This is a genomic window from Bacillus yunxiaonensis (assembly GCF_037104695.1).
GTDB lineage: Bacteria > Bacillota > Bacilli > Bacillales > Bacillaceae_G > Bacillus_A > Bacillus_A yunxiaonensis.
The window spans coordinates 433,158-451,820 of the sequence record NZ_JBAWSV010000003.1; the positions used below are offsets into that span (position 1 = coordinate 433,158).

The following is an 18,663-nucleotide window of genomic DNA, read 5'->3' on the forward strand; positions in this document are numbered from 1 at the left end:
TGCTTTTCTTATTACTTTGTTTTAAAACGAGAAACAAGTGTTTCCAGTTCTTCTACAGTATGCTTCATTTGTTTAGACATTACAGACATATCTTTTATTACATTTACTTGCTCACCAGCAGAGCTTGCGGTCTGCGTTGTTTCAGCTGCTACTTCATTAGAGATGGAAGCGATATTATTGAGGGAGAAATTCATTTCCTCGGCACTTGCAGCCATTTCTTCCGCAGTCGCTGAAACCTCTTGCATTTGTGAGGCTACTTCATTAATTTTTTCTACAATAGTTGCAAAAGAAGAACCAGCTTCCTGAATAACTGTAATTCCTTGAGAAGCTTCTTGTTGACCTTGTGTCATCATATTGTTTGCAGCTTTTGTATCATCTTGAATATGTTGAAGCAACTGGTTAATGCCTATTGCAGCTGTTTTTGATTGTTCTGCAAGTTTTCGTACTTCATCAGCAACAACGGCAAACCCTTTTCCTTGTTCCCCGGCGCGTGCAGCTTCAATAGAAGCATTTAAGGCAAGAAGATTTGTTTGCTCCGCAATATTTGATATAGCTTGGACAGCTGTATCAATTTGCTTTGTATGAGTAGTTAGACGTTCGACAACTTGAGATGTAGCATTGACCGCTTTATGAATGGTTGTCATCTGTGTGATTGATTTTTCGATTACTTGAGTACCGCTATTTGCATGATCAGAAGTAGTTACAGCAAGTTCAGCTACAGTAGAAGCAGATTCAGCGATGCGTTGTACACTAACAGCCATATCATCCATAGCAGTAGAGCTTTCTTCAATGCTAGAAACTTGTGATTGAATACTATTTTCTAATTCAGACATTGTCGTTTGGATATTCGTTGTTGCATCCATAGAGATGTTTGTTTCTTTTAACATGCTGTCAGAAGCAGTTTTTACATCAAGAGACGTTTTCTGTACTTGTCCAATGATATGTTGTAAGTTCTCTAGCATTTGATTAAAGGAAGCAGCAATTTCACCAATTTCGTCATTGCTGTTTACATGCAATCTTGCTGTTAAATCACCATCTTGAGAGGCAAGCTCTTTTAACTTCGTATCAATTTGTTGAATGGGTTTTACAAGTTTACCAGAGAACCACCACGCTACGATAATCGCAATCATTGTACAAAGAACAAGAGAAATAAAGATAATCAATTCAACGAATGCAGATGAATTTTTTACTTCTTGGATGAGCTGATCACACTTTGCATTTTCGTCACTACTATATTTTGTGAAATTACCGATTACTGTATAAACAGTTCCGTTTTGTTCAGCGGTAACTTTTTGTGCTTCTTCCCATTTTCCTTCGCTAGTAAGAGGAAGCACCTTTTCATTAATAAAACGATTCCACTGTGATCCTAAATCGATGGTATCTTTTATATTTTGAGAAGTATTGGGGTCGTCTAGCAGTTTTCCTTTTGTATCGTCTAGTAGTTTTTCCATTTCGCGATACTTATCTAGTTCAGCAGAATCGTGCTGTAATAGATAGCCTCGTAAGGCTGAAAGTTGCACTTGATATGCCACACTGCGTTCTTGTAAGAGTGTTGCTCTTGGTGCAAGATCTTTTTGTAATGTGTTTGTTATCTTTTGTTCAGTTGTAGCAAAGAAAAGAATAAAAGCTAATGCGATGCCAAATAAAGCACAGATTGTCCCCATCATAAACATAAGTTTTTTACGAATACTCATGTATTTCATAATTATAAATCCTCCTTTTTATAATCCTTTTATAACGATTATTGTATATAAAAATTAAAAAGAATGCTTTATTTCGACTGTATTTGAAATAAAGCATTCTTCTCTCTTAGGCATTATAGCAGACACGATATGGCAGGAAAAGTGAGAAAAAAATTATTTTTTCATAGACCTGTCATGCGGTGTCGGGGAGAGAAACAGATAGGCGTTGTTAAGATATAGTTTTAAATATGATTTAGCAAAGCGGAAGTATGGTGATTATAAAATAAAAAGCTCCTCCTTTGTCTCTAGTTTTCTACAAAAGGAGGAGTTTGCGAAATATTTCACTCCATACTTTCCGGGCTTATGACTCCGTTTTAAAACGAGATACGAGTGTTTTCATTTCTTCTACAGCAAGTTTCATCTCTTTAGACATCACGGACATATCTTTCATTACGTTTACTTGCTTATCAGCGGAGCTTGCAGTTTGTGTTGTTTCTGCTGCAACTTCAGTTGAAATAGAAGAGATGTTATTAAGCGAAGCATTCATTTCTTCTGCACTTGCAGCCATTTCTTCCGCAGCTGCAGAAACTTCCTGCATTTGTGAAGATACTTCATTAACTTTTTCTACAATGGTTGCAAAAGAAGAACCAGCTTCCTGAATGACTGAAATTCCTTCCGCAGCTTCTATTTGACCTTGTAGCATCATCGTGTTTGCAGTGCTTGTATCGTTTTGAATATGGCGAAGTAATTGATTGATATCTGTTGCAGCTGTTTTAGACTGTTCTGCGAGCTTTCGCACTTCATCGGCAACAACAGCAAATCCTTTTCCTTGTTCCCCGGCGCGTGCTGCCTCAATAGAAGCATTTAAGGCAAGAAGATTTGTTTGTTCTGCAATATTAGAAATCGCTTGGACAGCATGATCAATAGAGTTCGTATGTGTAATAAGACGCTCAACAACCTCAGATGTTGCATGAACGGCCTTGTGTATGGTACCCATTTGTGTAATAGACTTTTCAATGACGTGACCACCATCATCCGCTTGTTCAGAAGCTGCTACAGCAAGTTCTGCAACAGTAGAAGCAGATTCAGCAATGCGCTGCACACTAACAGCCATATCATCCATAGCAGTAGAGCTTTCTTCAATGCTAGCAATTTGAGAGTGAATACTATGCTCTAATGTTGACATCGTTGTTTGAATATGAGTTGTTACATTCATAGAATGTGTTGTTTCCGTTAACATATTTTCAGAAGCTGCCTGTACGTCTGCAGATGTTTTTTTAACCTGATTAATAATGTTTTGTAAGTTTGAAAGCATTTGATTAAATGATGCTGCAATCTCCCCAACCTCATCTTTGCTACGTATAGGAAGACGAGCTGTGAGGTCACCATCCTGAGATGCTAGTTCTTTTAGTTTAGAATCAATTTCTTGAATAGGTTTCACCAGTTTACCAGAGAACCACCATGCTAGTATAAGAGCTACTATTGTACATGTGATAAGTGAGATGAAAATAATCAATTGTATTAATGTTGATGAATGCTTAATTTGATCGATTAATTCATCACGTTTTGTATTTTCCTGCGCTGTATATTTCGCGAAATTTCCTAAAATGGTATCTACAATTTCGTTTTGCTGCAATGCAATTTTGGTTGCTTCATCCCATTTGCCTTCTCGTGTAAGAGGAATGACTTGATTATCCATTACGCCACGCCATTTTGCGCCCATGTTAATAGTATCTTTCATTTCTTGTGGAAGACTCTTATCACTTGTTACCTGTTCGCGTGTATCGGCTAATTGTTTCCCAGCTTTATTAAACTGATCCAGCTCTTTTTCATCGTGCAGTAATAAATAGCCTTGTAAGCTAGCAACTTGAGCTTGAAACAGATCTCCGCGTTCTTTTAAGATAGTTGCTTTGCGAGAAACATCAGCTTGTAATGTTTCTGCCTGTTGCGCTTGACTTGTAGCGAAGAATAAAATCACTGCTAAAGCGATGCCAAATAATGAACAAACGCTTAGTAGCATAAAGATGAGTTTCTTCCGAATACTAACATACTTCATATGGAATCCCGCCTTTGAATCTTTTTATTAGGATTTATGTATATTAAATGAAAAGAGAACGCTTTATTCCTATGAATGAGAGTTTCACTGTATTTGAATAGCGCATAGAATAAAATGAAACTTCCAACAGTGGGGTCCTACTGCCCATGAATAGCGGGATAAAGCATTAATCTTGCACGTAACGAACCAAGTCTACTTATTATATTCACTGGAATTATAACAAACGGTATAGGGGAGGGGAATAGATGGATACTTTTGTTCAGAAAATGTATACATTTTTATATGAAGGTATAAGGTTATCTCATAAAAATGGGAATATGTATTGTATGAATCAAATTGTTGCTGTATAATCCTAAATAATCGATAGGAATTCCTAATATCTGTTAATGGCTGGATTTGTTGTGAGACCGTTTTTGACTGCGTTGTCAAAAACAAATGTTGAAATGCATTTTTATCCTATTTAACAATATTTTTAGTAGTCTCTAACTTCGACTTATATGCGCTATATTATAGAAGAAAAACTCTCTTCATTTTGAAGAGAGTTTTTCTATGTATTTTTGGCAATCAGTGTATAGAGTCCAGGGATGCGATATTCAATTCCTTCCGGAGCGTGAGAGGGAAAGACCCATTTTTGCTGTGCGCCGGATTCTTCTGTGAGCTCTTCGATACGCAGTCCTGCTTGGGCAATTTTTGTTATAATGTCTCCTAACGTCCATCTACGAATCGTATTCTTAGGTAAAGAGGAGCGCTCTGCTTCTGATAAGAGCATACTATATGCTACATCCACTTCAATCACATCTTCATAAAAGTAATTCCCATTTGCGATTGCTTGATTATCTTCTATTTGCAGAAGTTTTGTATACATTGGATGATAGTCGCGTAAAATGAATGTTCCACCTTGTTTTAGTAATTGAGAAATCAGTGTAAATAAAGGCTCTAAATCTATGAAATAGTGGAGTACACCAAGCTCAAGTAATACTACATCAAATGAGCCTATTGTTTTTGGTATATCGATCACATCGGACACGATGTATTCAATATGTGTTTCAGCGGCTGTGGCAAGTTCTCTAGCGTATGTTGCATTACTCTCTGAAATATCGACAACTGTTACTTCTGCTCCTAATAATGAAAGGGCAACTGCCTTACTTCCTTTTGATCCCATTAAATTTATAATACGTTTACCTTTCAATTCACCGATGTAAGGCAAATAATAAGCAACCTCGGCGGTAGGATTTTCCCGTATTCGTTTGCCAAAAGAATGCGGCGTTCCGTGGCGATTCGTCCAAGCTTCGTAAGCCGCTTTACTCCAGCCGGCTTTATTTTTTGCACTTAATTGCTGTTGATTCAAACATATCGCTCCTTTCAGTGAAGGTATATAGTTTCCTTATGAAAGTGAAAAATCCTGCTTGTTATTTGTGAAAAAGTTTGATTTTTCTGTATAATATCTATACAATGTAGATTACATACGAAAAGCGTTGAAGAGGAAAAGTAGAATGAAATCATTCTTTCCAGAGAGCTTCGGTAGCTGAAAAGAAGCAAGAATGCTCATTTGAACAATGGCCTCTGAGCTTCGTCCTGAACTTATCAGTTGATAATAGTAGGCGGCGACGAGTATTGGCTCTCGTTATCAAAGTCACAGTATACGAGCAATGATTGTTCCGTACTTGCAGAGGTCAATTGTGTGAACAATTGACGAAATAAGGTGGTACCACGACTGTATATACAGCCTCGTCCTTATCTTTTTAGAAGATAAGGACGGGGCTTTTTTATTTTTAAAGGGGGAATGTAGGATGAATATTTTTATTGGAGGCGCTTGGCCGTATGCAAATGGTTCATTGCACCTTGGTCATATTGCTAGCTTACTGCCAGGAGATATTTTAGCACGTTATTATCGGTTAAAAGGGGACAATGTGTTATATGTATCAGGAAGTGACTGTAACGGTACACCGATTACGATTCGTGCTAAGCAAGAGGGAGTAAGCGTAAAAACAATTGCGGATCGCTATCATGAAGAATTTGAGCGATGTTTTCAGAAGCTGGGTTTTTCCTATGATCGTTATACACGTACTGACTGTATTCATCATCATCAAGTAGTTCAGAACATTTTCTTAGAGCTGCTAGAAAAAGGGCTTATTTATAAAAAGAAGGTGGAGCAAACATACTGTGAGACCTGTGTGCAATTTTTACCGGATCGTTATGTGGAAGGAATTTGTCCACACTGCGGTGCAGGTGCGCGTGGTGATCAGTGTGATGCATGTTCTGCTATTTTGGATCCGATAGATTTGTTGGAGAAAACATGTAAGTTGTGCGGAAGTAGGCCGGCAATTAAGGAGACAGAGCATTTTTATTTTGCATTAACGTCATTACAGAAGCAGTTAGAAGAGTATGTAGAAATGGTAAAACAGAATGGCACGTGGCGTGAGAACGCTGTGCAGCTGACGCAGCGATATTTACAAGAAGGATTACAAGACCGTGCTGTTTCAAGGGATCTGCCAATTGGAGTAAGCGTTCCAGTTGCCGGGTATGAGGATAAGAAGGTGTATGTATGGATTGAAGCTGTGTCTGGTTATTATTCAGCAAGTAAACAATGGGCACAAGAAACAAACGGTGATGACGCACCATTTTGGCAAGAGAATACACGGACGTATTATGTGCATGGCAAAGATAATATTCCATTTCATACAATCATTTGGCCAGCTATTTTGCAGGGGATACAAGTAAAAGCATTACCAGAATATATTGTTTCTAGTGAATATTTAACGGTAGAAAAAAGGAAGTTATCTACGAGTAGGAACTGGGCTGTATGGGTACCAGACATGTTAAAGGAATATAATCCTGATTCGATACGCTATTTTTTAACTATAAACGCACCAGAAAATCGAGATACAGATTTTTCGTGGCGAGAGTTTATTTATAGTCATAATAGTGAATTGTTAGGAGCGTATGGAAACTTTGTTAATAGAACGCTAAAGTTTCTTGAAAAATATTACGAGAATACTGTACCAACTGGACACACCAATCAAGAAATTGAAGAAAAGCTAAAAGAATTATATGTGGAAGTAGGACGATTAATTGAAGAAGCGCATTTTAAACAAGCGCTAGAAATGATTTTTGAAACAATTCGCTATGCAAATAAATATTTCGATGAAAGACAGCCATGGAAACAAATTAAAGAAGAGAGGATAGAATGTGATGCGACGATGCGAAATTGTATGTATCTTATAGTGAATTTTGCGCAGTTATTAGCACCGTTTCTTCCGTTTTCATCCGCACAAGTACAACAAATGTTAGAGGTTTCTCAGAGCAAATGGGATTACATTGCTGAATGCCCGGATTCTATTTCGAATGTGTCACCGTTATTTGACCGTATTGATGTGAAGAAAATTGAGGAGGAAGTAGAAAAGCTGTACGGGTCTTTAGGATAAAATAAATATCTTATTAGGTTAAACAGCGTGAAGTTCGTAGGTGTTTGAAAGAATCTTAAGATTTTACATGTTTGTCCAAGCAGTTTTTTTAAATTTTCATTTTATAGTAAGGGGAGCTATTCATATTCTAATGGAAAAGTTAAGGAATCAGGGCATATAAAAACGTTAAAATATGAAAGCCCCTTCTATTATCTCTATAAAAAGGAGGAAAATTTGAAAATGGATTTTGGTAAAAAACATGATAACGATGAACAGCCGAGTGTCATTTTTGAAAGAGACGGAGAAAGATTTGTTGTTATGCCTTCCACATCTGGAAAAAAGAAGAATGTGATTGTCATCAACAACCAGTTTACTAGTGCACCAAATACTACACAAATCGCGAGCGGGGCTGGACGAAACAGTGCTGCAGGGAATAATGCTGCTCTTGATTCATCGAATAGTGAACAACAACAGAGTGTGGGAGCTGAGGGAACAGCGAGAAATACAGGTATAGAAGGTACTCAGACTGAACCGCACAATGAACATGGACATGGCCACGATGAGAAAGAAAATGTGATTATTATCAATAATCAAATCGATATGGGTCAGGAACAATCTTCTGCTACTCAGGTTGCAAGCGGGGCTGGAAAAGACAGTACAGCTGGAACAAATGCGGCAATTGAAAGTTCCAATACGAAACAGCAACACGCTGTTGGTGGCGGTGGTACGGCAGAAAACGATGGTGAGAGAGGCGACCAAATAGAAGCCTAACCTAACTACCTGGAACAATATTGAAGAAAATTAACTTCTTATAATTTGCGTTATCGTGATGATATCCCAAGCTTGCTACAAAGTACGAATCAAGATATTATTTCTTACCTTCTGGAATACATGGCAAGTAAGGTATTAAGTTAATGAGTACTTTAGTAACTATCGATAACATTAATTATGTGAATGAAAAGTCCCTTCAAATTTTAAAATGTGCCCTTTGTAAAGGACGTTAAAAAGTCTAGGCGGCTTTAAGAAGATGATCTCTGTATTGCACAGGGATCATCTTTTTTTATCCCGCTATTCGTGGGCAGTAAGACCCCACTTCAAGATTCGGTGAAAGCATTGTCCAGTTCTAGTGGCTAGAATGTTCGGTGGCTTCGCTTCTTCCTACGAGGTAAAAAACACCTCTACGTCAGAAGCTCCATCCCCCTCACATTCTGGACGAGCCACTTCCACATTTCTTTGTTGTCCAGCTCTAGCGGCTAGAATCTTCGGTCGTTTCGCCCCTCGGACGAGCTTTCCATCAGTAGGGGATGAAGAAAACCCCCACTGATTAAGGTTTTACTTCATGAAACAGCATGCTGAACGCTTTTCCGTTTTTCTTTTCTCATTGTGAGATATTGCGGCGCAGCGATGCCAAGTAAAATGCAAATAATTCCGCACCATTGCAGCGGTGATACAGCTTCATGTACAAGAGTAATAGAAGCAATGATAGCGGTTGGTAATTCAGCAGCTCCCAAAATGGTGCCAAGTCCTGTACCTACTTTCGGTACACCGATTGAGAAGCAAATTACGGGAACGACAACGCCAAATAAACCTAGAAAGAGCCCGTATTTCCAAAGCCCAGCTTGCAGCGCTCCATTTGTTAGAAAGGTTGGCGGAAATATAAGGCACACAATAAGAGTAGCACTTGTTGTCATAAGGAAGCTTTTCGTATAAGGTGGTACGTCTGTTGCGATGCGGCCGCTTGCGAATATATAAAACGAAAAGGAAACAGCAGCGAGTAACCCGAAGATGATTCCTTTTGTTGATAAGCTCTGTCCTAATCTTTCAAAGACACCACCGGCAAAGAGTGTACCGATGAATAAAATGATAATAGATATAATTTTTCCTCGGCTTGGGAACGTTTTGTTTGCTACTGCTTCAATAAGGACACCAATCCATGTGAATTGAAATAGTAGGACAACCGCAATGGATGCCGGTAATTCTTCAACAGAAATCGCGTAGAAAATTCCTGTCATACTCATTGTTGATCCGACTGTTAACAGAGAAAAGAATTGTTTTTTTGTTACTGTATGACGTGAGAAGAACAGGACGAGTAATAACAGTCCTATCCAGCCAAACACATATTGTCCGCCTAGCAATTCATGGGCAGAAAAACCGTCTAAAAATCCGAGTTTAAAGATCGTAGAAAGAACGCCGTAGCTACAGGCGCCAAATAATACTAGTAATGAATACTTCAGTTTTCCCATAATAGATCCCCCTTTGTGAAATAAAAAACGCCCGCTGTCCATAAATGGACAACGGGCGAACGAAACAGAGTCAAGGCTCTACAAAATTTCACCTCTCACAAGCAAGTGTGAGTTTGGATATTACATTCTATATAAGATTGTAGCTGTCATCCTTTTTTTCGTCAATATATGAAAAGTAGGATGTAAGGAACTGTATTTTGAAATATACAGTATTACGGACGTATGGAAGGTGAGAGAAGATGTTCGGCTGATGATTATATACAAAGCACTTTTCTTACAAAAATGTAATCTTATTGTAAGTCATTGCAATGGTAGTTTCGACAAAATCTATTATACAATAAAGGTACAAAATCAGTACGTGCTAGAAGAATAAGTATCAACAAAAAAAGGAGAGAAAGAGATGGAATGGATTCACGACTTATTTCAACAGCATGCATACTATGTTGTACTTATTGGATTGATGCTAGAATATATTGCATTTCCATTTCCGGGAGAGCCGACATTAGCGTATGCAGGGTATTTGGCACATACCGGTGATTTACATCTAGTACCGCTAATCTTTTTATCTTTTGTAGGAACAAGTGTAGGTATGACAATTCAGTACTTTGTAGGAAACAAGCTTGGGATGCCATTTATACAAAAATACGGAAAATATGTTTTTTTAACACAGCGTAAAATTGATTTAACGAATAAATGGTTTGATAAGTACGGTTATTTTTTAATCTTTATTGGTTTCTTTATTCCTGGTGTGCGTCATTTTACAGGGTATTTTGCAGGAATTATTAATTTACCATTTCGCCGCTTCGCAATGACGATTTATTCTGGAGCAGTGTTTTGGGTATCATTCTTCCTAGTAGGCGGTTATTGGTTAGGTGGAAACCTAGATAATATTTTTAGAGCGGTTGAAGGTCATATCGGAAAGATTATTATTGGTGTTGTTGCGGTCGTGGCAGCAGCTTTAGCGGTAAGATTCCGTAAACAACTTAAACGTGTGTTTGCTCAAACAGTAAATTGAAAAAAATCCATTCTATGTCGAAAAAGGCGGTGCTTAGAGAAGAAGCACTGCCTTTTTGTTAAGTAAATAGATACATAAAAAAAGAGGAGAGTTAGCAAAGTATGCTAGTTCTCCTCTTTTTAGGAAATCTTATCTTCTATAGATAGGCAATGTATGTTTCCCTTGAATTAAGTTCCACTCATCTTCACTTTTTAGAAGCTTAATATCTAACAATACTTTACCGTCTACAATTTCAATATCAATTTGACCTTGTTTACCAAATTGATCAAAAACTAAAGTTGCTTTATTGTTTTTGAATGTTACAGTACCGTCTACATATGCAATATCTTCAGCATTATCGGAATAAGAAGATACACCGACAACTGCTTCGTTTTCAGAAATAGGACTAATCTGCATCATTGTGAAAGCTGGACCGATATACGGTGGTTTTTTCGGTAATTCTTGTTCTGACCATGTTCCTTGAACGTTGTATAGAATAGAAGTTGGTTTTGCATCAGGATTCCAAACACCGTCTTTATCGAGGTAGTACCATTGTAATCGATCGTCGACAACCCATCCAGTTTTCATAGCGCCGCTTTTATCAAGGTAGTACCATTTGTTTTGATCGAGTACCCAGCCTGTTTGCATCATACCCTTTGCATTTAAAAAGTACCATTTGTTTTGATCAAAAACCCATCCAGTTTTCATAGAACCATCGTTATTTAAATAGTACCAATCATATGGTGAATCTTGATGCCATCCAGTTTTCATGACACCATTTTTACCAAGAAAATACCATTTTCCATTATCAGAAATCCATCCATACTGCACAGCACCACTTTTATTCAAGAAGTACCATTTTTCATCTTGTTTTAACCATCCAGTGTGCATAGCACCATTTTTATCAAGAAAATACCAATTTGGTCCTTCTTGATGCCATCCAGTTTTCATAACTCCATTGTCTTCAGCAAGGAAATACCAATTGTTATTTGTGTTTATCCATCCTGTTGCTGTTTTTCCATTTATGTAATAATACCATGCTTGTTGTTTTTGTACCCAACCAGTTACGGGAGTAGATTGTTTAGTTGTTTCAGCATAAACATGAGGCTGTACTGTGCTAAACAATATACCTGCAGCAAATAACATACCAGCAATTTGTTTTTTCATAATTATCTGCTCCTTTATTGGGGAATTCTCTTTCCCTACTACTAATATATCTAGTTATTAAAACAAATTCAATACTTTTATTACAGTAATGTTACAAAGTTGTTAAAAATATTTCTTGGATATGTATGAAATGTTTCTTTTGGTAAGGGTATTATTCATTAGTATCTGTTAATACCGAATAAAATCATCATTACCATTAGTATGCAAAGGAGTTCTAAAATATTTCTTGCTAGCTGTTTCTATTCCCTTCTATTATAGAAGAAAGAAATTCGTCAAAATCAGCAGTGTGATTTTGATTCGCTAGTATTTTTTTTATAGGATGTTAGGAAAGTTTTTTAGTTAAATATTTTAAAAGTGTAAGTGTATATTTTGTAAAGAAAAAGAGGAGAAATGTAATGAGACGAATGATTGCATCGATATGTGTAGCAGGAAGTTTATTAATAGCACCTATACAAAGTTTTGCAGAAGTAAATATAGGTGGAAATCAGCAAGCTGTTGTAAAAGATGGTTGGGTGTTTGAACAAAACAATTGGCATTATTATGTGAATAATGTGCCGGTAAGCGGCTGGCAAAAGATTCAAGGAACGTGGTATTACTTTGCGAGTAATGGTGTAATGAAAACAGGTTGGTACTTTGACGGAACGAATTGGTTTTATATGAATAGCAATGGTGGAATGGAGACAGGCTGGCAAAAGATTCAAGGAACGTGGTATTACTTTGCGAGTAATGGTGTAATGAAAACAGGTTGGTATTTTGATGGAACGAATTGGTTTTATATGAATAGCAATGGTGGAATGGAGACAGGCTGGCAAAAGGTTCAGGGAACGTGGTATTACTTTGCGAGTAATGGTGTAATGAAAACAGATTGGTATTTTGACGGAACGAATTGGTTTTATATGAATAACAATGGTGGAATGGAGATTGGTTGGCAGAAAATAGGTGGGACATGGTATTACTTTGAGAATAACGGTGTATGGGTTGCAAGCAATGCTGCTGACTATTTATATACAATAGGAGAAAATCAACAGCTTATTCTTGTGACAGCAAATGATTATGGAACTAATAAGGCGAAAATCCAAACATTCGAGAAACGAAATAATAAATGGTATCCGGTGTATGCTGCTATGCAGGGATATATTGGTCGTGACGGATTTGCTTATACGATGTCAGAAGGAGGAAAAAGTTCTCCGCGCGGTAAATATACAATTGGAACAGCCTTTGGTCGCTACGGTAATCCAGGAACAAAACTACCATATCGACAAATTACATCAAATGATGTTTGGGTGGATGATTCTAATTCATCCTTATATAATACGTGGCAGCAAAACCCAGCAAATGGACGTTGGAGCAGTGCTGAAAACATGAATATTCCTCAATATGATTATGGGTTTGTGATTAACTATAATACAGAACGAGTAGCTGGAGCTGGTTCGGCGATTTTCTTCCATATTTCAGATATGTATACATACGGTTGCACAGGAACATCTCGCGAAAACGTTCTTTCCGTTTTACGATGGTTAGATCCTGCTAAAAGTCCTGTGATTGTGCAAACGCCAGAGAGTGAACTGAAATATTATTAATATAATAAAAAAAGAAGGTGGTCTCATACCACCTTCTTTTTTATTACGAATTACTTTCCACTTGAACTTGCCCTTCATCTTGTAGTAAATCAAAGATATCTGCTATGCAAAATGCGATGAACCAAGTCCAGAGGCCATGGAAGAATGCTGTACTAAGTTGTAGAGGTAAATCATAAGTTGTTGTTGAAAATGAGATACAACCGCCGACAATTCCAATCATTGTTAAAAGTGTCGTTTTTCTTGCGTTTTCTTCCGGATTGAAAAGGAAGAAAATAAACGAACCTAAAATTGAAGCGCTTACAATGGAGTCGATTCCATTCATATATAAATTTTCACCAGTATAAGTATTTGTCCAAAAGCATACGAGACCGCCTGCTACGGCAAATAATGTTGCGATTATAAATCTAAATTGTTTGTTCATACGTTCATCTCCTTTATCATCATCATTTGAACAGGAGGACCTGAATTTTAATTAATAGAAATTAAATAAGATGCTATATTTATTATCTAATTTTATGATATATACATAGTATAACATGTTTTAGATTTGAATAAAAATAATTATCTGATATTTTTGTTTTTGGAAATTCGGGGTTTATAGGTAAAATTCCTATATGTTTAGACATATAGTGTATTCGTTAAATCTGTTGTTCGTAATGTGTTGAAAATATGATATTAATTCAAAAAGAGGTACAGCTATGAGTTTGCGAGCACGGATTTTAGGGATTGTTTCTGTAGTAATAGTAGGATTAGTAAGTGTAAATTTCTTGTTTTTATACCTCACTGTGAAAGGGACTGGGGAACAAACAATTGGATAATTAGGGAAGGTTCAAATTGAAGCAATGAAAAACCAATTTGATAGAAATGCATATGAATTGTGGTTAAAGGATCCAAAGAAAAACGATACATATGAGAAGCTGCGAAACAAATGAATGTGTTTATACAGGAAGTTCAAGAAATGGCATCGCAAATACATGAATTAAGTGAACAAACGAAGCGCTTTACATTATCATAAAGTGAAACTCCTATCAGCGGGAAATCTTACTGTACTGGAATGAAGGATAAAATAAATTTATGTGGAAAATAAAAACGCAAGGATCCACTCCTTGCGTTTTGTTATACACGTTTAAATCGTCCAACAACTTCTACTGTTTCTGTAATGTTAATAAAAGCATGATTATCAACGTGACGGATTAGACGTTTAATTTCTCCTAGTTCATAGCGCGTAACAACTGTGTAAATCATTTTTTTCTTATGGTCTGTATATCCACCGACCGCATCAACCATTGTTACACCGCGAATCCCGTTGTGTAGTAATGCTTTTTTAATAGCATCTCCTTTTTCTGTAACGGTCATCACTGTTAATTTAATATGCTTTGTATGAATGGCATCAATGACTTTACTTACAACAAATCGGCTGATGAGTGTGTAAAGTGTAATATCCCATCCAAAAATAAAACCACCGACTGCAAGTAGAATAAGGTTAAAGCCAAAAATAATGGATCCAATAGAAATATCTCTATGTTTTGCCACAATTAACCCAATAATATCGAATCCACCTGTCGAAGAAGCAAATCGGAAAATGATTCCCGTTGCAGCTCCGCATAATACACCACCAAAAACAGAAGACAACAACACATCCTCAGAAAGTTGATGAACTGGAATAATATTCATAGCAAGAGTCGATACAGCAAGAAAGTATGCTGTTAAAAAAGTTGTTTTCTTTCCTAAGTAAAAATAGCTAAGAAAGAGCAGTGGAATGTTTAATAAAAAGATGAGTGCACCAATACTGTAGTGCATTAAGTAACCGATAATCATCCCAACGCCAGCAAAACCGCCACTAATCATGTGGTGTGGAATAAAAAACATATTCATTGAAACTGCATAGAGAGTTGAAGCAACTGAAATAACAACAAGTTGAATGATGAATTCTAAATGCAATGTTTTTGCGGCTGGGAATGATAAAAAGGCGGTATCGGGAACGTAATCGGCGTCTCCTAGTTGGCCCATAGTCTATTTTCATCTCCATATTCGTTTTTGATTACAAGAAGAGAATAATGCTTTTTTCAAGCACTGGCAATAGTTTTATTATTATACGAAAATTTTATAAAATTTTTACAATTTAAGGGTGTGAATAAAAACATGAATATGTAAAATATAAGGAATTTACATGTTGAAGTAGTATGATATAATCCTGTCATAAGGATGTGAAGAGATGGAATTTCTATTGCAAGATGCAATGTTATATATATCTGTTGTAACAACAGCTCTTTGTTTATTAGAAGTCTTATTTCTCACTAATGTTTCGCGTTTTGTACGTCAGCAAACATATAGGGGCAGGCAGAAGGCTTTTGCAGTTGCTGAAACATGTGAGGAGCACATAGGGAATATCTCGTTTTTCTCTATCTTTTATAAACATGGAATGGCCCGCTCAGTTCGCAGACAAGAAGCAAGCGGAGAGAGTGAGGATGTAGGTCCGTATATACCAATGTTTCGCTAAAGAATTATGAAACATTGGAGGAATCATATATATGTTTAAATCATACCGAGCTCGGCTCGTAAGTTTATCTTTATTACTTGTTGTTGTTTTATCTGGTTGTAGTAATGCAAGTGCGAATGCAGGACCAATTGATGCGAATAGTCCAGGATTTTGGAATCACTATATTGTATATCCAATTTCTGTTATGTTGCAGTTTGTGGCGCACCATTTGCCGAATCATAGCTTTGGGATTGCCATTATTATTATTACGATTATAGTTCGTTCGATACTACTGCCGCTGACAATTACGCAATATCGCAGCCAATTAAAAACGAAAAAAATGCAGCCAGAGCTTCAGAAATTGAAGGCAAAGTATGGCGATATGACGAACAATCCGGAAAAACAAAAGCAATATCAAAAAGAAATGATGATTTTAATGAAAACGAGCGGTGTAAACCCGCTAATGGGTTGTTTACCACTGCTGTTGCAAATGCCGGTCTTCTCAGCATTGTACTATGCAATTAGTCATACGGAAGAGATTCGTACAGCGTCTTTCTTATGGGTAAATTTAGGACATCCAGATCCTTATCACATTTTACCTGTCCTTGCTGCTATGACAACATTTTTGCAAATGAAAGTATTTCAGTCTAATATGACAGGAGAACAAACTCAAAATCAAGTATTGAAGGTCCAGCAGTTTATGATGCCGGCAATGATTTTGTTTATGGGATCTGCTGCTCCATCAGGACTTGTCTTGTACTGGATTACAAGTAACCTATTTACTGTAATTCAAACTATAATATTGAAGAAAGTCATGGATCGTGAAGATGTACAAGTGCAAGGGCAAGGGGCATAAGAAAAATTTATTTACTATAAAGTGAACGTCCCTTAGTGAAAAATGAAATAGACAGTGCTCGTTACGAGCACTGTCTATTTTTTGTGTGATTTCTATATACGAAACTGCTGCATCAATTCTTGAAGCTTATGAGCAATCTGTTTCAATTCATTGCTAGAATGCTGAATCGCATCCATTGCGTTTAGCTGCTCTTCAGAAGAAGCAGCCACTTCACGTGTACTTGCAGATGATTCTTCAGCAATTTCGGAAATATGCTCTACGGTTTTTAAAATTTGTATCGTTCCATCAGAAATTTGTTGAGCAGCAATGGATACTTCCTGCGATTGATCAGAAACACTTTGTGTAGTCAGATGGATATGTTGAAACATGTTACCTGTTGATTGAATTGTCTCGACTCCATCTTGGACATCTTTATATACATGCTCCATTGAACTCACTGCGGAGTGGGAATCCTTTTGTATTCCTGTAATGAGTTCTGTTACTTTCTTTGTAAAGCCAGTAGATTGTTCTGCTAACTTTCGTACTTCTTCTGCTACAACAGCAAAACCTTTCCCGTTTTCTCCTGCGCGTGCTGCTTCTATCGCTGCATTTAGCGCCAATAAGTTTGTTTGATCGGCGATATTTTGAATCATAGAGATAATTTCTCCTACTTCTTTTGAGTGCTCACTTAACGTTTGAATGATAGAAAGAGACTGTTGAACGGATTTGTTAATAGCCTCCATTTGATTAATCGCGAGTTGCATGCTACTGTTACCTTCCTCTGCTTCTCGAGTCGCTTGCAGCGATTTATCGTATACATTGGACATATGAACTGCGATATGACCTACCTCTTCGGTCATTTCTTGAATCGCTATTTTGGATTGCTGCACACTGTTTAACTGAGATTCAGATCCGCTTGCTACTTCTTGCATGGAAGAAACGATGATGTCTGTTACACTTCTCGTTTCTTTAGAATGAACAGATAACTGCCCAGCAGAAGTTGCTACATGATTGGATGTAGTATAAACATCGCCAATTAAATTCTTTAAATTTGTAACCATGCCACCAACAGATTGGCTAAGAAAGCCGATTTCATCACGACGTTCCAAAAGGTTTGGCGGTACTTCACTCGTTAAAGTACCACTTGCTACTTCATTTGAAATAACAGACAAACGTTGCAACGGTTTTACAATATTGCGATGGATTGTAATCATTAGCACGGTAATCAATATGACCAATCCAATTCCAATCACAATGCTGATAGTTGTAAGTTCGTTCTTAAACATTGCACTTACTTTCAAATCTCGACTAACAGCGAGCGCTCCTAATGTGTTATTATCCAAGTCTTTTAGTAGGACAGGGTGTTGGAGAAGATCTTGTCCATCTGTATGCTGGATCTGGAAGATTTCCCCTTGTTTGTCTTTCTTTAATTTCTCTAGGTATTCATTCATATTTGTTTTAGAAAGAGCTTGAGACGTTGTTAAATATGTTCCATCAGCAGTTAATATGGAAAGATCAGCTCCTAATGTATTCTTTATACTAGCTAGATTGTCGTTATGTAACAGTTTACCAAATATTAAAATTCCTGCTGGCTCCATTTTTTCATTTTCATTTATAATTTTAGAGGCAGCAATTATTGCCAATCCTTTAGAAGTTTGAACAAATGTATACAAATCTGACTTTTGTTGAACCGTTTGCAGTAACGTTTTATTGTTTATCGTTCCTGTGAATTCTTTTATATCTCCTATTTGGCTCAAAACAGTACCATCAAAGGTACTAGTGGCAATAAAATCAATATCAGGGTTGATTTTCGTGTTTACGTTTACATTTTCCTCAATCCATTTTACATCTTTGTGTTCAACAGCTTGTCTATTATTTTCCCATTGTGAATTAGTCTGAGTAAATTTTAACAAGTTGCTGCCTTGAGATTGAAGTAGTTTTTCAGAAGCACGAGCAGCCTCTTTCATTTGATTTTGTTCTACGATTGTTATGTCATCATTTAGTTTTGTAAAGAAATAATAGCCGGCTATGGTGAGCGGGATACATAATAGTAGAGTAATAAATAGAGTAATTTGTTTAATTAATGAAGACTTTTTCATAAAAGACATTCAAGTTTCCTTCTTTCACTTCTGAATAGTAAAAAGACGTTGCCGCGGATATAACTTTTTATTCTCCTATCGTATTACAAAAAATGTAATTAAAATCCGAACACTATTATATAAC

14 protein-coding genes, 1 pseudogene and 1 other annotated feature are annotated in these 18,663 nt (G+C 36.8%); of the genes and pseudogenes, 6 read left to right on the plus strand and 9 right to left on the minus strand.

Annotated elements, in window-relative coordinates; translation table 11 throughout:
- Positions 1-11: 11 nt before the first annotated feature.
- From WAX78_RS11475 to WAX78_RS11485, 3 genes are all read right to left on the minus strand, one after another.
- The gene (locus tag WAX78_RS11475; RefSeq protein WP_336482390.1) at positions 12-1,703 is read right to left on the minus strand and encodes a methyl-accepting chemotaxis protein; all 1,692 of its coding nucleotides are present in this window, start codon (positions 1,701-1,703) and stop codon (positions 12-14) included.
- 340 nt (positions 1,704-2,043) lie between these two features.
- The gene (locus WAX78_RS11480; RefSeq protein WP_336482391.1) at positions 2,044-3,738 is read right to left on the minus strand and encodes a methyl-accepting chemotaxis protein; all 1,695 of its coding nucleotides are present in this window, start codon (positions 3,736-3,738) and stop codon (positions 2,044-2,046) included.
- 547 nt (positions 3,739-4,285) lie between these two features.
- A complete protein-coding gene (locus WAX78_RS11485) occupies positions 4,286-5,086 on the minus strand; it encodes a class I SAM-dependent methyltransferase (RefSeq protein WP_336482392.1) in 801 nt (266 codons plus the stop codon).
- Positions 5,087-5,204: 118 nt separating this feature from the next.
- Positions 5,205-5,477, plus strand: a binding site (T-box leader).
- A gap of 51 nt (positions 5,478-5,528) precedes the next feature.
- Between WAX78_RS11485 and metG the strand changes: the two genes are divergently transcribed.
- Positions 5,529-7,163, plus strand: a complete 1,635-nt coding sequence (gene metG, locus WAX78_RS11490; RefSeq protein WP_336482393.1) for a methionine--tRNA ligase — start codon at positions 5,529-5,531, stop codon at positions 7,161-7,163.
- A gap of 219 nt (positions 7,164-7,382) precedes the next feature.
- Entirely contained in the window at positions 7,383-7,913 is a 531-nt protein-coding gene (locus tag WAX78_RS11495; protein WP_336482523.1) for a hypothetical protein, read from the plus strand.
- 566 nt (positions 7,914-8,479) lie between these two features.
- Here the strand turns inward: WAX78_RS11495 and WAX78_RS11500 are convergent.
- Positions 8,480-9,385 carry an EamA family transporter gene (locus WAX78_RS11500; RefSeq protein ID WP_336482394.1) on the minus strand — a complete coding sequence of 302 codons (906 nt, stop codon included), beginning with the start codon at positions 9,383-9,385 and terminating at the stop codon, positions 8,480-8,482.
- Positions 9,386-9,785: 400 nt separating this feature from the next.
- On the opposite strand from WAX78_RS11500, the gene WAX78_RS11505 reads away from it, so the two are divergent.
- Positions 9,786-10,400 (plus strand): DedA family protein, encoded by a 615-nt coding sequence (locus WAX78_RS11505; RefSeq protein WP_336482395.1) that lies wholly within the window; start codon positions 9,786-9,788, stop codon positions 10,398-10,400.
- A gap of 129 nt (positions 10,401-10,529) precedes the next feature.
- On the opposite strand, the gene WAX78_RS11510 is transcribed toward WAX78_RS11505, so the two are convergent.
- Positions 10,530-11,546: an N-acetylmuramoyl-L-alanine amidase family protein gene (locus WAX78_RS11510; protein ID WP_336482396.1), complete on the minus strand. Its 1,017-nt coding sequence runs from the start codon at positions 11,544-11,546 to the stop codon at positions 10,530-10,532.
- A 395-nt stretch (positions 11,547-11,941) separates the two neighbouring features.
- Here WAX78_RS11510 and WAX78_RS11515 point away from each other — a divergent pair, with 395 nt between their 5' ends.
- Positions 11,942-13,126, plus strand: a complete 1,185-nt coding sequence (locus tag WAX78_RS11515) for a cell wall-binding protein (RefSeq protein WP_336482397.1) — start codon at positions 11,942-11,944, stop codon at positions 13,124-13,126.
- A gap of 43 nt (positions 13,127-13,169) precedes the next feature.
- Here WAX78_RS11515 and WAX78_RS11520 read toward each other — a convergent pair whose 3' ends face one another.
- Together WAX78_RS11520 and WAX78_RS11525 are read right to left on the minus strand one after the other, a co-directional pair.
- A complete protein-coding gene (locus tag WAX78_RS11520) occupies positions 13,170-13,547 on the minus strand; it encodes a DUF3938 domain-containing protein (protein ID WP_336482398.1) in 378 nt (125 codons plus the stop codon).
- Between the two features lie 695 nt (positions 13,548-14,242).
- The gene (locus WAX78_RS11525; RefSeq protein WP_336482399.1) at positions 14,243-15,136 is read right to left on the minus strand and encodes a YitT family protein; all 894 of its coding nucleotides are present in this window, start codon (positions 15,134-15,136) and stop codon (positions 14,243-14,245) included.
- 205 nt (positions 15,137-15,341) lie between these two features.
- On the opposite strand from WAX78_RS11525, the gene WAX78_RS11530 reads away from it, so the two are divergent.
- Both WAX78_RS11530 and yidC read left to right on the plus strand, forming a co-directional pair.
- Positions 15,342-15,626: a hypothetical protein gene (locus tag WAX78_RS11530; RefSeq protein WP_336482400.1), complete on the plus strand. Its 285-nt coding sequence runs from the start codon at positions 15,342-15,344 to the stop codon at positions 15,624-15,626.
- A 31-nt stretch (positions 15,627-15,657) separates the two neighbouring features.
- A complete protein-coding gene (gene yidC / locus WAX78_RS11535; RefSeq protein ID WP_336482401.1) occupies positions 15,658-16,461 on the plus strand; it encodes a membrane protein insertase YidC in 804 nt (267 codons plus the stop codon).
- A gap of 92 nt (positions 16,462-16,553) precedes the next feature.
- Here the strand turns inward: yidC and WAX78_RS25185 are convergent, their stop codons facing one another.
- The gene (locus WAX78_RS25185) at positions 16,554-17,501 is read right to left on the minus strand and encodes a methyl-accepting chemotaxis protein (protein ID WP_413789192.1); all 948 of its coding nucleotides are present in this window, start codon (positions 17,499-17,501) and stop codon (positions 16,554-16,556) included.
- Positions 17,496-18,548, minus strand: a pseudogene (locus tag WAX78_RS25190) (CHASE4 domain-containing protein); the annotation flags it as partial. The pseudogene WAX78_RS25190 and the gene WAX78_RS25185, both read right to left, overlap by 6 nt.
- Positions 18,549-18,663 lie beyond the last annotated feature (115 nt).

Coding starts and splice junctions, on each gene's coding strand:
- WAX78_RS25185 (WP_413789192.1), bottom strand. CDS start 17,501: ATGGTTACAAATTTAAAGAATTTAATTGGCGATGTTTATACTACATCC.
- WAX78_RS11525 (WP_336482399.1), bottom strand. CDS start 15,136: ATGGGCCAACTAGGAGACGCCGATTACGTTCCCGATACCGCCTTTTTA.
- WAX78_RS11530 (WP_336482400.1), top strand. CDS start 15,342: ATGGAATTTCTATTGCAAGATGCAATGTTATATATATCTGTTGTAACA.
- WAX78_RS11505 (WP_336482395.1), top strand. CDS start 9,786: ATGGAATGGATTCACGACTTATTTCAACAGCATGCATACTATGTTGTA.
- WAX78_RS11480 (WP_336482391.1), bottom strand. CDS start 3,738: ATGAAGTATGTTAGTATTCGGAAGAAACTCATCTTTATGCTACTAAGC.
- WAX78_RS11500 (WP_336482394.1), bottom strand. CDS start 9,385: ATGGGAAAACTGAAGTATTCATTACTAGTATTATTTGGCGCCTGTAGC.
- WAX78_RS11520 (WP_336482398.1), bottom strand. CDS start 13,547: ATGAACAAACAATTTAGATTTATAATCGCAACATTATTTGCCGTAGCA.
- WAX78_RS11510 (WP_336482396.1), bottom strand. CDS start 11,546: ATGAAAAAACAAATTGCTGGTATGTTATTTGCTGCAGGTATATTGTTT.
- metG (WP_336482393.1), top strand. CDS start 5,529: ATGAATATTTTTATTGGAGGCGCTTGGCCGTATGCAAATGGTTCATTG.
- WAX78_RS11475 (WP_336482390.1), bottom strand. CDS start 1,703: ATGAAATACATGAGTATTCGTAAAAAACTTATGTTTATGATGGGGACA.
- yidC (WP_336482401.1), top strand. CDS start 15,658: ATGTTTAAATCATACCGAGCTCGGCTCGTAAGTTTATCTTTATTACTT.
- WAX78_RS11515 (WP_336482397.1), top strand. CDS start 11,942: ATGAGACGAATGATTGCATCGATATGTGTAGCAGGAAGTTTATTAATA.
- WAX78_RS11495 (WP_336482523.1), top strand. CDS start 7,383: ATGGATTTTGGTAAAAAACATGATAACGATGAACAGCCGAGTGTCATT.